The 21,191-nt window shown below is 42.2% G+C and carries 15 protein-coding genes; 10 read left to right on the forward strand and 5 right to left on the reverse strand.

The window, feature by feature from the left end:
* Positions 1-108: 108 nt before the first annotated feature.
* The gene (locus tag LDO73_RS08665; RefSeq protein ID WP_224061045.1) at positions 109-1,500 is read right to left on the reverse strand and encodes an amino acid permease; all 1,392 of its coding nucleotides are present in this window, start codon (positions 1,498-1,500) and stop codon (positions 109-111) included.
* A gap of 331 nt (positions 1,501-1,831) precedes the next feature.
* Positions 1,832-2,782 (reverse strand): DUF1471 family protein YdgH, encoded by a 951-nt coding sequence (gene ydgH / locus LDO73_RS08670; protein ID WP_224061046.1) that lies wholly within the window; start codon positions 2,780-2,782, stop codon positions 1,832-1,834.
* Between the two features lie 387 nt (positions 2,783-3,169).
* Between ydgH and pntA the strand changes: the two genes are divergently transcribed.
* Together pntA and pntB are read left to right on the forward strand one after the other, a co-directional pair.
* On the forward strand, positions 3,170-4,699 hold the full coding sequence (gene pntA / locus LDO73_RS08675; protein WP_224061047.1) for a Re/Si-specific NAD(P)(+) transhydrogenase subunit alpha: 1,530 nt from the start codon (positions 3,170-3,172) through the stop codon (positions 4,697-4,699).
* A gap of 13 nt (positions 4,700-4,712) precedes the next feature.
* Entirely contained in the window at positions 4,713-6,101 is a 1,389-nt protein-coding gene (gene pntB, locus LDO73_RS08680) for a Re/Si-specific NAD(P)(+) transhydrogenase subunit beta (protein ID WP_224061159.1), read from the forward strand.
* A gap of 187 nt (positions 6,102-6,288) precedes the next feature.
* On the opposite strand, the gene uspE is transcribed toward pntB, so the two are convergent.
* On the reverse strand, positions 6,289-7,233 hold the full coding sequence (gene uspE, locus LDO73_RS08685) for a universal stress protein UspE (RefSeq protein WP_224061048.1): 945 nt from the start codon (positions 7,231-7,233) through the stop codon (positions 6,289-6,291).
* 126 nt (positions 7,234-7,359) lie between these two features.
* The gene (locus LDO73_RS08690) at positions 7,360-8,115 is read right to left on the reverse strand and encodes an FNR family transcription factor (RefSeq protein ID WP_006659880.1); all 756 of its coding nucleotides are present in this window, start codon (positions 8,113-8,115) and stop codon (positions 7,360-7,362) included.
* A gap of 342 nt (positions 8,116-8,457) precedes the next feature.
* Between LDO73_RS08690 and LDO73_RS08695 the strand changes: the two genes are divergently transcribed.
* The 5 genes from LDO73_RS08695 (at position 8,458) to LDO73_RS08715 (ending at position 14,109) form a co-directional block, all read left to right on the forward strand.
* Positions 8,458-9,468 carry an NAD(P)H-quinone oxidoreductase gene (locus LDO73_RS08695; protein WP_224061049.1) on the forward strand — a complete coding sequence of 337 codons (1,011 nt, stop codon included), beginning with the start codon at positions 8,458-8,460 and terminating at the stop codon, positions 9,466-9,468.
* Between the two features lie 402 nt (positions 9,469-9,870).
* On the forward strand, positions 9,871-11,811 hold the full coding sequence (locus LDO73_RS08700; RefSeq protein WP_224061050.1) for a pyridoxal phosphate-dependent decarboxylase family protein: 1,941 nt from the start codon (positions 9,871-9,873) through the stop codon (positions 11,809-11,811).
* Between the two features lie 82 nt (positions 11,812-11,893).
* The gene (tyrP, locus tag LDO73_RS08705; RefSeq protein ID WP_263422611.1) at positions 11,894-13,042 is read left to right on the forward strand and encodes a tyrosine transporter TyrP; all 1,149 of its coding nucleotides are present in this window, start codon (positions 11,894-11,896) and stop codon (positions 13,040-13,042) included.
* 307 nt (positions 13,043-13,349) lie between these two features.
* Positions 13,350-13,889, forward strand: a complete 540-nt coding sequence (locus LDO73_RS08710; protein WP_423810879.1) for a PadR family transcriptional regulator — start codon at positions 13,350-13,352, stop codon at positions 13,887-13,889.
* A 1-nt stretch (position 13,890) separates the two neighbouring features.
* Positions 13,891-14,109: a DEAD/DEAH box helicase gene (locus LDO73_RS08715; RefSeq protein ID WP_224061052.1), complete on the forward strand. Its 219-nt coding sequence runs from the start codon at positions 13,891-13,893 to the stop codon at positions 14,107-14,109.
* 191 nt (positions 14,110-14,300) lie between these two features.
* Here the strand turns inward: LDO73_RS08715 and LDO73_RS08720 are convergent, their stop codons facing one another.
* Positions 14,301-16,046 carry an ABC-F family ATP-binding cassette domain-containing protein gene (locus tag LDO73_RS08720; RefSeq protein ID WP_224061053.1) on the reverse strand — a complete coding sequence of 582 codons (1,746 nt, stop codon included), beginning with the start codon at positions 16,044-16,046 and terminating at the stop codon, positions 14,301-14,303.
* 415 nt (positions 16,047-16,461) lie between these two features.
* Here LDO73_RS08720 and LDO73_RS08725 point away from each other — a divergent pair, with 415 nt between their 5' ends.
* The 3 genes from LDO73_RS08725 (at position 16,462) to rbbA (ending at position 21,191) form a co-directional block, all read left to right on the forward strand.
* Positions 16,462-16,938, forward strand: a complete 477-nt coding sequence (locus tag LDO73_RS08725) for a GNAT family N-acetyltransferase (protein WP_224061054.1) — start codon at positions 16,462-16,464, stop codon at positions 16,936-16,938.
* A 399-nt stretch (positions 16,939-17,337) separates the two neighbouring features.
* The gene (locus tag LDO73_RS08730) at positions 17,338-18,408 is read left to right on the forward strand and encodes an HlyD family secretion protein (protein ID WP_224061055.1); all 1,071 of its coding nucleotides are present in this window, start codon (positions 17,338-17,340) and stop codon (positions 18,406-18,408) included.
* A gap of 41 nt (positions 18,409-18,449) precedes the next feature.
* The gene (gene rbbA, locus LDO73_RS08735; protein WP_224061161.1) at positions 18,450-21,191 is read left to right on the forward strand and encodes a ribosome-associated ATPase/putative transporter RbbA; all 2,742 of its coding nucleotides are present in this window, start codon (positions 18,450-18,452) and stop codon (positions 21,189-21,191) included.

Genomic DNA, 21,191 nt, shown 5'->3' on the forward strand with positions numbered 1-21,191 from the left:
AAAGGATGATGATTGTAAAAAACGTGGAGGTTGGTTAGAGGGAAATGAAGATAATAAAAAGCGAGCTAAATTCAATGGGTTAAATTTAGCTCGTGAATAAAGAGTGGATTACGCTAACAGAGAATATAACGCTGGCACTGAGGCTATCGCAATTCCAAATGCTAAAATTTTCTCAATTAACTTCAGTGGTGCTTTTGCTGTTTGTTGTGAACGAGCATATAGAAAAATGATGATCCCCGGCGCATAGAGAACCACAGAGAGCATTAAGTTAATCAATCCTGACGCGTACAATAGCCATAATCCATAGACAGCGGCAACAAAACCAACCGCGAGCAGGGATTTGCTATGCCGTTGATAAGCAACTTTAACTAAGAATGCACCGACTAAAAAGTAAGGAACCAAAATCATCTCTGAAGCGATAGTCAGCAGAGTATTGTAGTTACTGCCACTTAACCAAATCAGCACTAATGATAGTTGAACAGCGCCGTTGGTTAACCATAAAGATGAAGATGGTGCATCATTCTTATTTAATTTATTGAAAATTTTAGGGAATGATTGGTATTGCGCGGCAATATACGGAACTTCAGCCGCCATAATTGTCCAGCTCAAATATGCACCACAAACAGAGATAATCAAACCTGCGGCAATAATAATATCACCGCTAGAGCCAATTAAAGAGACCATTAAAGTCGCCATCGACGGGTTTTTAATCTCAGCCAGATCGGCACGAGGCATGATCCCAAGTGATAAAAGCGTGACAAAAATATAGATGATTAATGCGGAGCTTACCGCAAAAATGGTGGCTAGGCCGACATCACGGCGGTTTTTCGCTCGTGCGGAGACGACGACCGCCCCTTCAATACCGATAAAGACCCATAAAGTAATCAGCATGGTGTCTTTAACTTGCTCCCAAACGGGGATACCGAGGTCAATACCGCTAAAATCGGCATCAAAAATATCGAGCTTGAAGGCAAAGAATGCGAGTACGATAAATAATCCAAGAGGGACTAATTTCGCCATCGTAGCGAGCTTGTTAATTCCCGCAGCAGTTTGTACACCGCGAAGAACTAAATAATGCACAACCCACAGTAATATAGATTCACCGATTAGAGCTTGCCAAGTATTACCATCGCCAAACACAATGTTATCCGGTGTGTCAGTAAAGAAACTGATAGCGGCAAAGACAATCACTAAATAAGAAACGTTGGCGACAACAGCACACAACCAATAGCCCCATGCAGAGCAAAAGCCAATAAATTCACCGAATCCTACTTTTGCATAAGTAAATATTCCACCATCCAAATCAGGACGAATTCTGGAAAGGAGTAAAAGAGAGAATGCAAGAAATAAGATCCCGACGCCCGTGATGGACCAGCCGATAATTAACGCCAATGGGCTCGCCACTTCAGCCATATTCTGTGGAAGGCTAAATACACCAGCACCAACCATTGAGCTAAGAACTAGCGCGGTGAGTGCAGTAAGGCTTAATGTATTTTTCAATGTATATCCTGGTTGTTGTGCAATCAAAAGTTAAAATCACGTTAAGATAGCAATGCTATAAATGGATTCACTGTCACGGCTTTTAAATCCAGTTGGATCACCTGCTAAATTAGAGTGTGGATTCTACGAATGAAATGCGCCAGATGCAATGGGAAAATATGCACAGAACAAGATGTTTTATTCACTTTCATTGTTTATGGTAAATAGGCGTGCATTTTATAAAGTGCTAACTCGAGCTGTTCAGGAATAGGTATCAGGAAGTAGGGCAATGCAAACAAAAAAAGCCAGCTTAATATTTAAGCTGGCTTTCATAATAGAATAAAGCTATCGATTATTTGAACAGGTCTGCACTGATGGTGACGCTGCCACCATTCGACTGCCATTCACGAGTGATATGGTAGTATTTTGCACCTTTAGCTTCTGCACGTTTGGCAATTTGATAACGAACTTCTGGGGTATTGGTGTAATAACCGGAGAAGGTAATGGAATCAAATGGAACCATCATAGCTGCTGCTGTTTTGTTCACTTCTTCAATGACATAACCACTTGGTAATGTCACGCTAGTACGACCCGGCTGGCTAGAGGAAGTTTCGAAGAAACGGCCAACAGCTTCGGTTGGTTCTTCAGAACTTGCAACGCCTGGGATCAGTACTTTATCTGCCGCTTCACCACCTTGCGCTAACAGCGCACGACCCGCGTCTGAATCAGCAGGAACAACCGCTTCTTCTTTTTGAATTTGGCGCTTAGGTGCATCTTTCTTATAGATATATGCGGTTGCTAAAGTGTTACCACCGTCATTCATGGCTACGTTACGAACTACATAAAATGAGGCCGCATCTTTTTCTTTGGCTTTTTTCGCGATAGCTTCGTATAAGTCAGGTTCAGATGGATAGAAACCACTTACAGTCACTGCATCAAAAGGTTGGTACACTTTTGCGTCCGCTTTAGACATTTCTTCAACACCACCGAAAACTCGGCGAGCAGATTCTTCACGTTTTGATGCATCTTTTGCGTACACATCAGCAACAACACGCATGTTGCCACTGTCACCTACATCATCAAGGCTTTGAATGTAAAAGGCATAAGCCCCCATTTTATCAGCCCTACGGGAAACTGCATCGGATGCTTCATAGATAGCATTAAAACGCCCAGTGACGGTTATACGCTCATAAGGTTGTAATTCAGTAGCCTGTTTTGGCGTTAATTCAACAGCCGCCTGTGTAGCGGTTATACTAGTTAATGATAGCACCGCGGCTGCGATGACCGTAGTTTTCAGCTTCATACAAAATCCTTCCGCCTTGCGCAATTTATTATAAACATGCTGAATAATAGTTGTAACACATGGCGGTGATTATTACACGTAACTGCCCATGTTGTCGCACTATTTTATTTTCATAAGATACAAATAATGATTGACTAGTCAAATTTACCAGTTTTTTTAAAGTATCCAGTATTTTATTGACCTAAAACTAAGATTTTCACGGTGAATTCCATTTACTGTCTTAGAATCGTGATCAATTATGGATCAATAAGGCTAATTTCAGTAGGTTATTAGAACATTTTACAGCTGTTCAACGACAAAATAGGACTTTTCCTTTTGATAAGGCAGTCATTTTTTTGGCGAATAACCTACAACATAGATTACTTCGAGCTTTAAAAAGGGAATATTATGCGAATTGGTATACCAAGAGAAAGACTTGCCAATGAAGCGCGTGTTGCCGCTACACCATCAACAGTTACCCAATTGTTAAACTTGGGTTTTTCGGTGTGTGTCGAGCAAAATGCGGGACATTTAGCAAGTTTCGATGATGCAGCTTATGAGCAAGCGGGTGCAGAAATTGTCTCTCGTGAGAGCGCGTTTTCTGCGGATATTGTATTTAAAGTGAATGCACCATTGTCGGACGAAATTCCTTTATTAAAAGAAGGGGCGACTTTAGTCAGCTTTATTTGGCCGGCGCAGAACCCTGAGTTAATGGAGGCATTAAAAGCCCGTAATATCAATGTAATGGCAATGGATGCCGTGCCGCGTATCTCTCGGGCACAATCACTCGATGCATTGAGTTCAATGGCAAATATCGCCGGTTACCGCGCGATTGTGGAAGCTGCACATGAATTCGGGCGTTTCTTCACCGGACAAATTACGGCTGCTGGTAAAGTACCGCCAGCAAAAGTGATGATCATCGGTGCGGGTGTGGCGGGTCTGGCTGCGATTGGTGCGGCAGGTAGCTTAGGCGCGATTGTTCGCGCATTTGATACTCGCCCAGAAGTGAAAGAGCAAGTTCAAAGTATGGGTGCCGAATTCCTCGAATTAGATTTTAAAGAGGATGCAGGTAGTGGTGATGGTTACGCGAAAGTGATGTCTGAAGCCTTTATTAAGGCAGAAATGGCGCTATTTGCTGCTCAAGCAAAAGACGTGGATATCATTGTAACGACGGCGCTTATTCCGGGTAGACCTGCACCGAAATTGATCACCAAAGAGATGGTTGAATCAATGAGGCCGGGCAGTGTGGTGGTTGACCTCGCTGCACAAACGGGTGGTAACTGTGAACTGACTCAAGCGGATAAATTAGTTGTCACTGATAATGGTGTCAAAATCATCGGTTACACAGATTTACCAAGCCGTTTACCAACGCAATCTTCTCAGCTATATGGTACCAACCTTGTTAACTTGATGAAGTTGCTGTGTAAAGAAAAAGATGGCGAAATCACGATTGATTTTGATGATTTAGTCATTCGCGGCGTTACGGTTATCAAGCAAGGTGAAATCACTTGGCCAGCACCACCAATTCAAGTTTCAGCTCAGCCACAAGCGAAGCCGAAAGCCGTTGAAAAGGTGAAAGCGCCAGAGAAAAAAATGTCACCGGTAACCAAAATGGCGCTGATGGCACTGGCTATCATCCTGTTTGGATGGTTCGCTAACTCAGCTCCAGCAGAGTTTTTATCGCACTTTACCGTCTTTGCGCTGGCTTGTGTGGTGGGATACTACGTGGTGTGGAACGTCACCCATGCGCTGCATACCCCGTTGATGTCGGTCACTAACGCCATCTCAGGGATTATTGTTGTTGGTGCATTGCTGCAAATTGGTAGTGGTGGCTGGGTAAGTTTCTTATCCTTTATTGCGATCTTGATCGCAAGCATCAATATTTTCGGTGGGTTCACAGTAACTCAACGCATGTTAAAAATGTTTCGTAAGGGATAAGGGGTAACTTATGTTGTCAAGTGGAGTTGTGACAGCAGCTTACATCGTTGCTGCTATCCTATTTATTTTCAGTCTTGCGGGGCTATCTCGCCATGAAAGTTCTCAACGCGGGAACACATACGGCATTATCGGTATGGGGATCGCGCTGATTGCGACGATCTTAGGTCCTCATAGTGCCAATGTGGGTTGGATGATAGTGGCAATGGTGATCGGTGCCGTGATTGGTATTCGTTTAGCCAAAAAAGTTGAAATGACCGAAATGCCAGAACTGGTTGCTATTTTACACAGTTTTGTGGGTTTGGCAGCGGTACTTGTGGGCTTCAACAGCTTTATTGCAAGTGAAGGTCACGCCAGCAGCGTGATGGAAAATATTCATTTAACGGAAGTTTTCTTGGGTATTTTCATCGGTGCTGTCACATTTACAGGCTCAATTGTGGCTTATGGCAAGCTGTCAGGAAAAATGTCATCGAAGCCGATGATGTTACCAAATCGCCATAAACTTAACCTTGCAGCCTTAGTCGTTTCATTTATTTTGCTGGTTATTTTCGTTAAAACTGACAGTGTTGGCTTGCAAGTGTTTGTTATGTTGATCATGACGGCGATTGCATTAGCCTTCGGTTGGCATTTAGTTGCCTCTATCGGTGGTGCAGATATGCCAGTGGTTGTATCGATGCTGAACTCATACTCAGGATGGGCAGCGGCAGCGGCAGGTTTCATGCTCAGTAATGACTTGCTGATCGTGACGGGAGCCTTAGTCGGTTCATCGGGAGCCATCCTTTCTTATATTATGTGTAAAGCGATGAACCGTTCGTTTATCAGTGTTATTGCCGGTGGGTTTGGTACTGATGGTTCATCAACAGGCTCTGAAGAAGAAATGGGCGAATACCGCGAAACCACGGCGGAAGAAGTCGCTGAAATGTTGAGAAACTCAACCTCAGTAATCATCACCCCGGGCTATGGTTTGGCGGTGGCACAAGCGCAATATCCGGTGCACGATATTACGGCAAAACTGCGTGAGCGTGGCATTAATGTTCGCTTCGGTATTCACCCTGTTGCAGGGCGATTACCGGGACACATGAACGTACTGTTAGCTGAAGCGAAAGTTCCTTATGACATCGTGTTAGAAATGGATGAAATCAATGATGATTTCGCCGAAACAGATACGGTGCTGGTTATCGGTGCGAATGATACCGTGAACCCAGCAGCGCAAGAAGATCCAAACAGCCCAATTGCGGGTATGCCAGTGTTAGAAGTTTGGAAAGCGAATAATGTCGTTGTGTTTAAGCGCTCAATGAATACAGGGTATGCAGGGGTACAAAACCCACTGTTCTTTAAAGAAAATACTCAAATGTTATTTGGTGATGCGAAAGCAAGCGTGGATGCAATTTTAAAAGCGTTGTAATTGCTTATCATTGACAGTATAGAATAAAACGCCCTGATTTCAGGGCGTTTTTATATTTGAACGTTTTATTGCTTATTATTAATCGAATTATGTGTAATTAAGAAGGAGCACTAAGAAGATAATAGTAAAAAGCGCACAAAAATGTCTATCTATGCGCTTTACAATTTGATTATTATCGCAAATTTAATTAATCATCCGTAGCCTTAATAGGGCATACAAAACCGTCAGGTTTAATCGCCAATAAGTCACATTTCAGTTTATCAATAACATGTTCGGCAGTATTACCTAAGAACGCGGCGGAAAGCCCTGTACGTCCTAAAATGCCGAGTACCACAACACCTGCGTGTAATTCTTCACACATATCGGGAATGATTTTTTCAGGTAATCCTTCACGAACATGCGTATTTTTTTCATCAATTGCGAACTTCTGCCGCAGGCTTTTCATGGCGATTAAATGTTGACCACGTAGGGCATTGTTATACAGGCTTGGGTCAAAATCAGGCAGTTCAATGGCAATGTTCATTGGCGCGATTGGGTAAGCGCTGACTAAATGAATTTCTTGCTCTTTAATAATTCTTTGTGCGAGATCTTGGGTTTTCTCAACCAACTTGATATTTAAGTCATCGTGGTAAGATTCTTCATTAGAAAGATTCACCGCAACCACCACAGAGCCGTGATCTGGCCAAACTTTATCTTTTACCATCCAAACAGGACACGGACATTTTCTTAATAAATGCCAGTCTAATGGGGTAAAAATGATGGATTCTAAGTTGTCAGTTTGGTGCGCCATTTTTAGTAGAAGGTCATGTTGACCGCTAATCACTTCCTGAATGATGGCTTCATAAGGCTTGTTGTGCCAAATGACTTTAATTTCTATCTCAATACCCGCTTCTAAATAAAAGTGGGCTTGTTGCTTGATCCACGCGGCTTTTTGGCTGATCACTCCTTTGCGCATTGCATTGCGCTCTTCAGGAGAAAGCAAGGTGGTCATGTCATAAGATAGGTCATAGATAGGCAGGAAGGCTTTTATCCGTCCGCCATTACGCTGCACGATATAAACTGCACGCCTTAATGCCGGTTGATCATCCTGATTTGGGTCGATTGCTACTAAAAGATTTTTATAGTTAGCCATGCTGACATCCTCTCAATAAACGGATAGTTCCATCTCTCTAAACTATGTTATTGGGGATAAATACGCAAGAAATGTGATTAAAAAGTAACAACGGATCACAAAGTTTGTGACCCGTTTATAGGAATATTAGCAAGAAACAGGGGATACTTTACCTGCGATATCAGTCAGTTTCGCCATATCGTCGATGGTAATATATTTACCTTTAACGCTGAGCATGCCGCTTTTTTGGAATCGACCTAACAGACGGCTAATTGTCTCAACGGTTAAGCCAAGGTAATTACCAATATCACCACGAGTCATGGTGAGTCTGAATTCTCTTGGTGAGAAGCCACGCTCTGCAAAGCGATGAGATAAGTTAAGAATAAATGCAGCTAAACGTTCTTCCGCATTTTTCTTAGATAATAAGAGGATCATTTCTTGGTCCCCTTTAATTTCACCGCTCATCAGACGCATAATTTGTTGGCGCAGGTTAGGCATTTTGCCAGATAAATCGTCCAGCGTTTCAAATGGAATTTCACAAACCATTGAAGTTTCTAGCGCTTGAGCAAAACTTGGGTGCTGCGTATGAATAATGGCATCAAAGCCAACGAGGTCGCCAGCTAAGTGGAAACCCGTGATTTGCTCATCGCCTTCTTCAGTAATGGTATAGCTTTTAATTGTGCCAGAGCGAATAGCGTATAAAGAACGTAATTCATCGCCTGCTTTAAATAAAGCTTGGCCTTTTTGAATAGGTTTTTTACGTTCGATAATATTATCGAGTTGATCCAGTTCGTGTTCATTCAGTGTAAAAGGAATGCATAGCTGACTAATACTGCAATCCTGGCAATGAATAGCACAACCACCAGACTGGATGCGACGAACAACTCTTTTTTCTGGGATCATATTAAATGCTCAATCAGGTTAAAATTATTGATATGAGTCAATTTTAGCATAAGATAATTGAACAGGTAAGGGCTATGTAAGACAGAAACGAGTTATTAAATAAAAAAGCAAAGAATGCTAAATTTACTAATCTAATAGATTCAGCAGATCATGCTAATTTACAGGATATTAGTAATTTCATGATTTGACATATATTAAATACATAAATTTAATATATAAAAAGAGAGATAAAAAACTTAATAAAAACATGTTTTATTTTACGTGATTTATTAGCATTAAATTAACACAAGAATAAACAGGAATATATCATTTTTTCCTATTAACCTATAAAAAGAGGTCATAATGAGTAACAATTTGATGTCGTTGCCCCCATTAATGACAGCTGTAGACATTATTGATCCAAGTGTTTCGGATGAACTGCAGCTAATAGAAATTCCTCTCCCTAAACTCCTTCCTGGTCATCTAATCGTTAAAGTGGAAGCCGCTGGTGTTAACCGTCCTGATATTTTCCAACGTAAAGGCTCATACCCGCCGCCTCCAGATGCTTCGCCAATCATGGGGCTTGAGGTCTCGGGTACGGTTGTGGCTAAAGCTGATGATGTGACAACGTGGGCGATAGGTGACCGAATTTGTGCACTTGTGGCAGGTGGTGGTTACGCAGAGTACTGCTTAGTGCATCAAGATATCGCTTTGCCGTTAGGAAATTTATCCTTTGAAGAAGGGGCGGCTATTCCAGAAAACTTTTTTACTGTTTGGGCGAATATGTTCCAGATTGGACAGTTGAAGCAAGGGGAAACGGTACTTATTCATGGTGGTACCTCAGGTATTGGTAGTGTTGCCATCCAGCTCGCAAAAGCATTTGGAGCCACGGTGATAACGACGGTTGGCTCAGAAGATAAAGCGATAGCGGCGAAATCACTTGGTGCGGATTGTGTGATTAATTACCGAACAGATGATTTTGTTAAAGTCACTCAGGAATATACAAATCATCATGGTGTGAATATGGTCATCGATATTATTGGTGGTGATTATGTCAGCAAAAATTACGTGGTAGCAGCAAAATTTGGGAGGATCATCCAAATTGGCATGATGAAAGGAAGCCCAACTCAGCTGAATATGATGCCAATGATGGTAAAACGTTTAACTCACACAGGATCAACAATGCGCTCTCGTAGTAATGAAGAGAAAGCGCAAATCGCAAAAGAGCTGCATCAGCAAGTTTGGGTAATGTTACAAAACGGTAAGATAAAGCCAATCATTAACAAAATATACACATTGTGTCAGGTGGAACGCGCACATCACCATATGGAGTCGGGGGATTTGATTGGTAAAATCATTTTAGTAAACAGTTAGCTACGGGTTAACTATTTTTTAATTTTTATATAATTAGATAATAATTACATAGGGTATTATTTTTTATTTATAACAAATAATTTACATTATCAAGTCTTTTAAGCGTAAATATCTCTTTACAGGTGATTAATTTTTGAATTTTTGTGCCTGTCCACAAATCCGAACAAAATTCAGATGAGTTTGTTAATGTTTTAATGAAGATGGATTATATCTATAGACAAGTTGGCTCATTAACGGCTTGTCTACTACTGAATATAGGTTAAGGATATAAGTCTAGTCATATCATTAACAAGTTGTCATTCGACACAGACATCCCCCCGTTATTGCACTTTCCAATGATAATAAGTTGAGTAACTTAATGCAGCTGGTGCCAGCCAGCTGTAGTTTGAAGGTGTAGTGATAATGAATAATTTTAAAAATAAAAATATGAACGTAGATGCATTGTTCCTCGGACCTAAATCTGAAAATGCGGTATTTTTCAGAGAAATGATGGAATACGCAGTGACTGAGCATATGCATTGGCGTTCTGGTTATCATCCCGAAGATCCAGATTTAATTACTACCGTTGATAAATATGCACCGGAATATCGGGATACGTTATATCGCACTGAAGGTATTCTTAATCAGCTTTCCTCGAAATTGAAAACTACGTCAGTGCCTTGGTTTTCACCGCGTTACATGGGACATATGAACGCGGATACACTGATGATCTCCAATCTCGCGTATGTCATGGCGATGATGTACAACCCTAATAACTGCGCACAAGAATCTTCACCAACGACGACGGTGTTAGAAATTGAAGCTGGGTTAGATTTATGCGGTATGTTTGGGTATGACGTGCAAAAATCTTGGGGACACATTACTTCTGGTGGCACAGTGGCTAACTACGAAGGGTTATGGGTCGCGAGAAATATCAAAACATTACCTTTAGCCATGGCATCCCATCCTCAAGCCAAACAACTTTTAACGGATGTTTCAGAAACCGCGTTACTGAATATGCGTACCAGTGATGTATTGGATCTGATTGATGAGTTGAAAAAGCAAGGGTTGTTTGAAGAGATCCGTAATCTGACCTGCCGAGGCACCGGTGTTGAACAAGGTAAACTTGGTAAATTATTAGTGCCGCAATCCAAGCATTATTCGTGGATGAAAGCGATGGATATCCTAGGGTTAGGGCAGCAAAATATTGTCCAACTTCCCGTTGATAAACGTTATCGCACGGATGTTTCGCAAATGCGTGACATCGTTTTCTCACTGATTGAAAAGGGCGAGCCTATTCTTGCAGTGGTGGCCGTTGTCGGGACCACTGAAACAGGCGCTATTGATAACGTCGCTGAAGTCATCAAATTACGCGAAGAATGTGAGCAGCGCTTTGGCGCTTCATTCTATGTGCATATTGATGCCGCGTATGCAGGCTATGCCTGTGCGATGTTCCGTGATGAAAACAACCAATTCCTTGAATATGATGCGCTTATTGAGCGTTACCATCGCGAAGGTGTTTTCCCGCCAGATATCGTTTGGCCAAAGCCTGATGTTTATCAAAGTTTCCGCGCTTTAAACCAAGCTGATTCCATCACCGTCGATCCGCATAAAGTCGGTTTTATCCCTTATGCCGCTGGAGCAATTTGTATGAAGGACAAACGCATTGTCGATTTGATTTCTTATCATGCGGCCTATGTGTTTGAAGAAGTAAAAGAAAGTAGTCGTAAAACCGATAAACAACAGAATGTATTACTGGGTTCATCGATTATGGAAGGCTCAAAAGCGGGTGCGACGGCAGCGGCGGTATGGGCTGCACATCGGTTAGTTCCGCTGAACTTATTGGGGTATGGCAAAGTCATCGCGGCTGGGGTAACAACCGCCAATTGGATGATCGAAAAAATCAATACCAGCGAACCGTTTATCATTGATGGGCGTGAGTTCACGTTGGCGGCGATGCCTGCACCGGATTTCCACATGATCAACTTTATGTTCAGAGAGACGGGAAATACCTCATTAGAGAAGCAAAACCAGTTAAATAAACGTTTGTATGAACTCTGCTCTTATGCGGCAGGACGTACTTATGCCAATGATTTTTTAACGTCGTCAACATCACTAACCCATGAAGAATACGGTGATAATCCTCAGAATTTGTGTCTAGAGGCGAACTTCAAGGAAGAGGAATGGCATAAAGTCCATTCAATTTATGTATTAAGGGCCGCAATTATGACCCATTGCCTGCGTGATAAACAGCACTTCGAAAACTACTGGAATGAATTAAGAAACATCTTTGAAGACAAACTACAACAGCTCATTGATGAAGAAAATAAACGTAATCATTCCATCCAAAAAGTTAGTGTTTAATTAATTTTGTTAGGATCTCAATATGAAAAATCGCACACTTGGTAGTGTTTTTATTGTTGCAGGTACTACGATTGGCGCTGGAATGTTGGCGATGCCAATTGCAGCAGGAAGTAATGGGTTTTCAGTCAGTTTAGTGATGTTATTTGGTCTGTGGGCGCTAATGTGCTACACCGCATTATTGCTGGTTGAAGTTTACCAGCATGAGTCCCATGAAACAGGGATAGGTAGCGTTGCTCAGCGCTATTTAGGCTCGAGTGGGAAGTTCATCACTGGTTTCAGTATGATGTTTTTAATGTATGCCTTAACCGCCGCGTATGTGACGGGAGCGGGGCAAATCATTACCTCCAATCTGAAAGGCAGCTTTGCCATTGAAATGGCTGATTGGATGGGCATTGTAGTCTTTACCATCATTGGTGGTGGGGTTGTTTGCTTTGGTACTTCATCCGTCGATTTTATTAACCGCATCTTGTTTACCGCGAAAATCGTCTTTTTAGTGATTATTCTGGCAATGATGTTCCCGCATGTGGAACAGTTAAATTTATTGTCAGCACCAACCGATAAAATCCTGATCCTCGCGGCTATTCCTGTCTTTTTTACCTCATTTGGTTTCCACGGAAGTGTGCCAAGTGTCGTGAAATATATGGGCGGTGATGTCAAAAAACTGCGAATTATCTTTATATTAGGAAGTGCTATTCCGCTAGTTGCTTACATTTTATGGCAAATCGCTACGCTGGGTAGTATTAGCACGAATACCTTTGTGGGAATTTTAGCTGAGAACTCTGGGTTAAATGGACTATTGGAAGCCATTAAAGCAGTTGCACAGTCAGGTAAAACTGAATTCGTCGCGCAAATGTTTATGAGCCTTGCATTAGCCACATCATTCCTTGGGGTTGCGCTAGGCTTGTTTGACTTCTTAGCTGATTTGTTTAAGCGCCAAGATAATGCTTCAGGGCGTATTCAAACTGGGCTAATTACCTTTTTACCACCGCTTGTTTTCGCATTGTTTTACCCAAAAGGTTTCGTGATGGCATTGGGTTATGCGGCAATCGCGCTGTCTATCTTAGCGTTATTACTGCCAAGTGCGATGGTTCTCAAATCTCGTGATGTTAACCCCCGCAAATATCAAGTACTCGGCGGTAAGCCAGCATTAGTGATTGTGTTCTTGTGTGGTATTGCAGTTATCGGTATCCAGCTCGGTATTGTCTTCAAAGTTCTGCCGGATATTGGCTAACACTAACGAGTTATTGTTTTGATTTAGAAAGCCAGTTCTCTCGCAGAACTGGCTTTTTTCATTTACTTGGATCACTAAAAACACTTTTTGTACTCTAAGACGCTAATTTTCTTGCTATCATAATGATAATAGTTATCATTAGCACGGATTGATAAAAACAGATATATCTAATTCTGGCATTATTCAGAAAACCGATTATGATATTAGATATATCGGTTTTTAATTTTTTGCACATTTACTGAGAGACCAAATGGACAATCCAAAAATCCTCGAGACATGTCTATGTGAGGGTAAAAGTGTTCGGCGCATGTTTAATCCAAAACAACTGCGTATTTATATTTTGCATTTACTCGTAGATGGCGCGAATTATGGTTATGAACTGATAAAAAAAATCAGTGAGAAGACAGCAGGATTTTATTGTCCGAGCCCTGGCGTGATTTATCCAACACTGACATTGTTGGAAGAGCTGGGTTTTATTTCAACCAGCAAAGAAACGGGCAAGGGACGAAAATGTTTTACAATCACGCCGGAAGGTCGCTGCTTTTTACTTTTAAAAGCTGACATTCTGGCTGAAGTTAAAATGAAGCTAAATTATGCACAAGAGCTGAAAGCAGGTAACCAATTTGCTAATGAAATTGAGTTAGCGGTAGATAAATTTAAATCATTACTCCGGCATAAAATTGTATTACAGCAACTATCAAAGCAAGAATCGGCTCAAGTGGTGGATATCATCAACCAAGCCGTAAAACGAATTGAGCAAGTGAATGAGGCACTATTAGTTTCTGAAAATAACGTAGTCTCGGAAAATAATGCCGTTTTAGAAAAGAATGCAGTAGAAGGAAAATAACATGGCAAAAACCCGTCATATTATCCAAGTTAAAGAGCAAATTCATATGAAAGAGACCATGCAGCCAGAACAAGTGATGCAGCCGGAAGAAAATAAGCAAATCGAGCCAAAAGATGAATCGGCAGATTCTGTGCCAAAGAGTAAGGTAAAATTTAAAGAGGTAGTTTGCCCTAGTGTGCCAATGTCATACTTTAAGCGAGCAAAAAAACAGAAATATTAAGTTGAGCTAGACGTAAAGCAGTGTGGCAAAACAGTTATTCATAAAATGAGAGTAAACAGGGTGATTAGCCTACATTTCACCGATAAGGATTTGCGTTACTTTATTAATAATTATTTTGTCACGGTATTATTTTGTCATTGAAGTAATGAAAAAGCCCCTAGTGCATGTCGGCATCTAGGGGCTTTATTATTTTAGATCTCTAGCAAAGTTTGAATTCGCTGAATTTCCTCAATCCACTGTTGCTGAAGAAGGGGCTTCTGATGCACAACTTTACGTTGTTTATCCGCTGCCAATTTTTCTTCTAGCGCCAACAGTTGCTCAAGAAGGTCATCTTCATGAGAATGAGTTATGGCCCTTTGAGTATTTTCAGAAATTAAACGGGTTTGGCTTTCTTCCAATTCGTTCTCTGAAAAGGCGGATTGTTTCTCTATTTTCTGGTAAATCTCTTCCAGATCTAGATACTCTTCCAAGTGATTATTGTGAATATACCAATAACGCTGGCAGCTATTCTCAATTAACCATTTATCATGACTAACGACTAACAGCGCCCCCTCGAATTGGGAAATTTGCTCGCTCAGCGCTTCCTTTCCTTCAAGATCAAGGTGGTTTGTCGGTTCATCCAGTAAAATTAGCGCGTATTGCGCCAAACTTAGCCCAATAAACAGCAAACGCGCTCGTTCACCACCACTTAACGTTGCCACTTTTTGTTGATGGCGAGAATAGACAAATCCTGCACTGATCAACGCCATTTTTCGCTGTTCATCGGTGAGAGGGGCAAAATGCCGCAATGCATCGATTAAACTATCATGATCATTCAGCTGTGCTAATTGTTGATCATAATAACCCACGGAAATCGTTGGATGAAACTTTAACTGTGTTTCATAACGTAGGTCAGCGAGGTATTGCTGCCAAATCAAACGTAATAGCGTGGATTTTCCGCAGCCATTGGCACCCATAATGGCAATACGATCACCACTTTTCACTTGCGAAAAGGGGACTGAAAACAGAAACTGACCATCCGGCGTGGTGACTTGCGTATTATCCAACTCAAGCACTCGATCCGCTGGAATCGCTTTTCCATTCAGCAACAGTTGCCATTGATAGCCTTCAGTGAGGTCTGTTTGATCCTCTTTTAAACGATCTATCTGCTTTTCCATCTGCTTAGCTTTTCGGGCAAGCCCTTCATTATCATAAACCTTACCCCAAATCGCTAACCGCTTAGCACTTGAAGCAATACGATCAATTTCCTTTTGCTCGGCGTTAAAGCGATGCTCATCGGCGCGGTCGGTTTCTGCTAATGCTTGGCGTGCTTGGCTGCATGGAAGCCGATAAAAATGCAGAGTTTTATCTCGCAAAATCCACGTACTGTTTGTCACCTTATCTAACAAAGATTGGTCATGAGAAACCAACACAAAGCTACCTTTCCAACTTTGCAGGAAATTTCCTAACCAAATAAGGGTAGGTAAATCTAGATGGTTACTCGGTTCATCTAACAGCAATAAATCAGGCTGGCTGATTAACGCACGTCCTAACAGTAAACGCGTATGTTGACCGCCACTAATGGCATTTGCTGATTGTTCCCACTGATGCGGTGCAAATCCCAATTCCGTTAATAACACTTCTGCTCGCCAACGTTCGGAAACATGTTCTTGTATAGGTAATTTTTGCAATAACGCATCTATCAAGGTTAATGGGGCGACATCCGCAGGAAGATGCTGCTCGATATATGCAGTCACACAATGATTAGCATAGGTAATTTGCCCGCTATTTGGCGATAACTGGGAGGTCAACAGCTTCAATAAGGTACTTTTACCGCTACCATTGTGGCCAATCAGACCAATACGGTCACCTTGCAGTAAAGTGAAGCTGATATCAGACAGTAATGAAGTGGTGGATGTATCGTAGTTTAATGATTTTACAGATAATAATGTGCTCATGGCTTACTCAAATTCTAGGCGTAAAAACGCCGGGTATCGTCGATACGACAACCCAGTAAGCTGAGAAAAGACTCTTTAGCTGCTTTGCTCAGGCAGGGTTATCGCAGTGTAACACTGTGAAAGCCTGAGCTCTGGCGATTACCAAAGAAGTGTGAGTATTCAATAAGATCACACAACAGCATAAGATTAACCTCCTTTTTTATTTTCAATATTTCGGTTGAAGAATGGGGGGATGATAGCAAATAGGGGGATTTTAGAGCAATAGCAAGCATTCATTCTGTTTATCTGTTGTTATGAGTCATTGGTTATAAATCATTCTTATAATGGCGGTGCTTTGATGAATAAAACTGTTGAGCGTTAGGGTTTAGCGCTATCGATGGTTAAAATTGAGCCTCAAACAACAAGAGAGATAATAATGGATATACAAATTAGAACGGCAACCCGTGAAGATGCCCCACTGATTTTAGAGATGATTATTGAGTTAGCCGTCTATGAAAAAGCGCGTCATGAAGTGAAAGCCAGTGTTACTGATATTGAGAGTTCACTGTTTGCACCAGATTCCAAAACTGAAGCGTTACTGTGTTACGTTGATGGCAAACCGGCGGGTTATGCTGTGTTTTTTACCAGTTATTCAACATGGTTAGGGAATAATGGGATTTATTTAGAAGATTTGTACGTTTCCCCCGAATACCGTGGTGCAGGCGCAGGGAAAAAGCTTCTCAAGCATATTGCGAAATTGGCTTTTGAGCGTCAATGCCAACGCTTAGAGTGGAGCGTATTAGATTGGAATCAGCCAGCCATTGATTTTTACCAAAGCATCGGGGCACAACCACAAGACGAATGGGTGCGATATCGTATGGATGCTGAAACAATTGCTAAGTTTGCCAATTAATTTATTTACAGATCGATATTAACTGCTAAAAAAGATTAACGCTTAAATAATATTTTCATTACCAAACCAAAGCCAGCAAATAACGTTGCTGGCTTTATTATTACTTTTTTATATTCCTATCTACACTTGAAATAATCCCTTTTTTCGAATGGGTGACTTTTTTGTGATACATAACGATTTAACCTAAGCTAAATTCTGATAAAGTTATAATAAATAATAAGATAGCCTCGTGAATGGCGGTTATATAGGCTTTTTCTGTTATGGAAATAATAAAACAATAAAATGTAGATGATATTTATTTCAAGAGAAAACAGTTTTGTGATGTGACTAATTAATTTAATTAACGACCAAAAACAACTGTGGCTCACTAATTTATTCAATGAATAGAGAAGGGATGGTATGAAAATAAATAAGCGCAAAGTATCGTTTTATCTTATTTTGGTTCTGGCAATTACGGCGGCCGGATATTATTACTGGAACCAAAATTCGAGTAGTCTTCCAGAGGGTTTTGCACAAAGTAATGGCAGAATTGAAGCCACCGAGATAGATATTGCGACTAAAACAGCGGGGCGAATTGATACCATCCTTGTCAAAGAAGGGGATTTTGTCCAACAAGGGCAAGAACTCGCCCGTATGGATACCCGCGCCCTACAGGAACAACTCCATGAAGTACAAGCGCAGTTACGCCAAGCCATTAGCGCGGTTGCCACGGCAGAATCAGGGTTAGTACAGCGAAAAAGTGAAAAACTGGCGGCTCAGGCAGTGGTTCGTCAACGTGAAGCGGAGTTAGATGCCGCGCAAAAACGATTGAATCGTTCTCGTGTTCTGGTGAAAACTAAAGCGGTCTCTCAACAACAAGTCGATGATGATACTGCACAAATGCAAGGCTCGAAGGCTGCGCTTGAAGCCTCAAAAGCTCAAGTAGCTGCATCCACCGCCGCCATTGACTCTGCACAAGCGGGGATTGTCCAAGCGAAAAGCCGCGTAGAAGCCGCAACAGCAACAGAAAGACGCATTACGGCTGATTTAGAAGATAGTATTCTAAAAGCACCACGTAATGGTCGTATTCAATATCGAGTGGCAGAGCCGGGTGAAGTTCTAGGTGCTGGTGGCCGAGTGCTGAATATGGTGGATTTAAGCGATGTGTATATGACCTTTTTCTTGCCAACGGAACAAGCTGGCAAGGTCGCTCTTGGGAGTGAAGTTCATATTATACTCGATGCCGCCCCGAATATTGTGATCCCCGCCAAAGCCACATTCGTTGCCAGTGTTGCGCAATTTACGCCTAAAACAGTGGAAACACAAAATGAACGTTTAAAACTTATGTTCCGCGTTCGTGCACGTATTTCCCCTGAATTGCTGGAAAAACACCTTGAATATGTCAAAACAGGTTTACCCGGAAAAGCATACGTTCGCTTAGATGCACAAGCCGCATGGCCAACTGATCTTGAGGTGAGATTACCGCAATGATCGATAACACCATGATCAATAAAACAAAGACCGATAAATTGATGGATGATGTGATTGTTGATTTACAGCATGTCAGCCAACATTACGGTGATAACTGTGCGTTGGATGACATCACTCTCGCCATTCCTGCTCGAAAAATGGTGGGGTTAATTGGCCCCGATGGCGTGGGCAAATCAAGCTTAATGTCACTGATTGCTGGCGCTCGAGTGATCCAACAGGGGCAAGTCAACGTGCTCAATGGGGATATGCATAACAGCGACCATCGTCGCAATGTCTGCCCAAAAATTGCCTACATGCCTCAAGGGTTAGGGAAAAACCTCTACCATACGCTTTCCGTATATGAAAACGTGGATTTTTTTGGCAGATTATTTGGGCAATCTAACGAAGAGCGAGCGTATCGCATTCAGGATCTTCTTGAAAGTACAGGGCTCGCTCCCTTTAAAGACCGACCCGCAGGGAAGTTATCGGGTGGGATGAAACAAAAACTAGGATTATGCTGCGCGCTAATTCATGACCCAGATTTATTAATTCTTGATGAACCGACAACGGGGGTTGACCCCTTATCTAGGGCGCAGTTTTGGGATCTTATCGACCGCATTCGAGAACGACAAACCAATATGAGCGTACTGGTGGCAACGGCTTATATGGAAGAAGCTGAGCGCTTTGACTGGTTAGTGGCGATGGATGACGGCAAGGTGATGGCAACTGGGCATGCTTCTGAATTAAAAGCCAAAACTGGTTGTGATGACCTCGAAGCGGCATTTATCGCGTTATTACCTGAAGAAAAACGTGCAGGTCACCAAAAAGTGGTTATTCCGCCTCGAGATACACGAGGAGATGACGTTATCGCTATCGAAGCGCAGGACTTAACCATGCGTTTCGGTAACTTTGTGGCGGTGGATCATGTGAATTTTAAAATTCCGAAAGGGGAGATTTTCGGTTTTTTAGGTTCCAATGGGTGTGGTAAATCCACCACCATGAAAATGTTAACAGGCTTATTGCAAGCCAGTGAAGGGCAAGCGTGGCTCTTCGGGCAAGAGATTGATCCAAAAGATATTGAAACTCGCAAGCGCGTCGGGTATATGTCCCAAGCCTTCTCCCTGTACAGCGAATTAAGTGTTCAGCAAAACCTTGAATTACATGCCAAACTATTCCACATTCCCGAAGATAAAATTAACCAACGCATCGATGAAATGTGCCAGCGTTTTGACTTGGACGATGTGCGTGAAACACTCCCTGATGACCTGCCGCTAGGGATACGCCAACGCCTCTCTTTGGCTGTGGCCGTTATCCACCAGCCGGAAATGCTGATCCTCGATGAACCAACTTCTGGGGTTGACCCTGTCGCTCGGGATATGTTCTGGAACTTAATGGTCGACCTTTCAAGACGTGACGGTGTCACTATTTTTATCTCCACCCACTTTATGAACGAAGCGGAACGCTGCGACCGTATCTCATTGATGCATGCGGGCAAAGTATTAGATTGCGATACACCAGAAAATCTGATCAAAAAGCGTGGGTTAGATACCTTAGAAGCCACGTTTATTGCCTATTTGCAGGATGCAGTTGGCGATAAAGATACGGGCAAAGAGACCGCCCCTGAATTTCATGTGGATGCAAAACTGAAAGAGCAAGCAGCAGAAGCACTCAAAAAACGCTTCAGTTTACGGCGCTTATTTAGCTATAGCATCCGAGAAGGCATGGAGTTACGGCGTGATCCTGTACGTTCCACATTAGCGTTATTAGGAACGGTGATCTTGATGTTCATTATGGGATACGGGATCAGTATGGACGTGGAAAACCTACGTTTTGCTGTACTCGACCGAGACCAAACGGGCTTAAGCCAAGGTTATACGCTGAACTTAGCGGGTTCTCGCTACTTTATTGAGCAGCCTCCATTGCAAGATTATGAACAGCTCGAATCGGGTATGCGCAGCGGAAAAATCACGGTGGCAATTGAGATACCACCTAACTTTGCTCGTGATATTGCCAAAGGAAATAACGTTAAACTGGGCGTGTGGATAGACGGCGCGATGCCAAATCGAGCGGAAACGGTGCGTGGCTATGTGCAAGCGATGCATTTAGCGTGGTTAAGCACGATGGCGGCGCGTCAACCAGCTGGTGTCGCAGGAATTCCGGCTATTGATATCGAAACACGCTATCGTTATAACCCGGATGTTCGTAGCTTACCGGCGATTGTTCCTGCCGTTATTCCGCTGTTATTGATGATGATCCCTGCAATGCTCAGTGCGCTCAGTGTGGTGCGTGAGAAAGAGTTAGGCTCAATTATTAACCTTTATGTCACCCCGATCACCAAATTAGAATTCCTGCTCGGTAAACAACTTCCTTATATTGTTTTAGGGATGTTCAACTTTGTTTTACTTTGCATTTTATCTGTCTATGTTTTTGGTGTGGAATTTAAAGGCAGTTTCTTGTCGCTGAGCTTAGCGGCATTTTTGTACATCACCATTGCAACCGGAATGGGGCTGTTGATTTCGTGTTTTATGAAAAGCCAAATTGCTGCCATTTTTGGGACCTCAATTATTACCTTGATCCCTGCGACACAATTCTCCGGCATGATAGATCCAGTTTCTTCCTTGGAAGGGATTGGTCGTTGGGTGGGGCAAATTTATCCGACATCCCACTTTTTAACCATTACACGGGGAACCTTCTCTAAAGGGCTTAATTTCTTTGATTTACAAGCCTCATTTATCCCGTTAGTCATCACGATCCCGATTGTGATTGGCTTGAGTGTTTATTTCCTGAAAAAGCAGGAGGCATAG

This window comes from Providencia alcalifaciens, assembly GCF_915403165.1.
Taxonomy (GTDB): domain Bacteria; phylum Pseudomonadota; class Gammaproteobacteria; order Enterobacterales; family Enterobacteriaceae; genus Providencia; species Providencia alcalifaciens_C.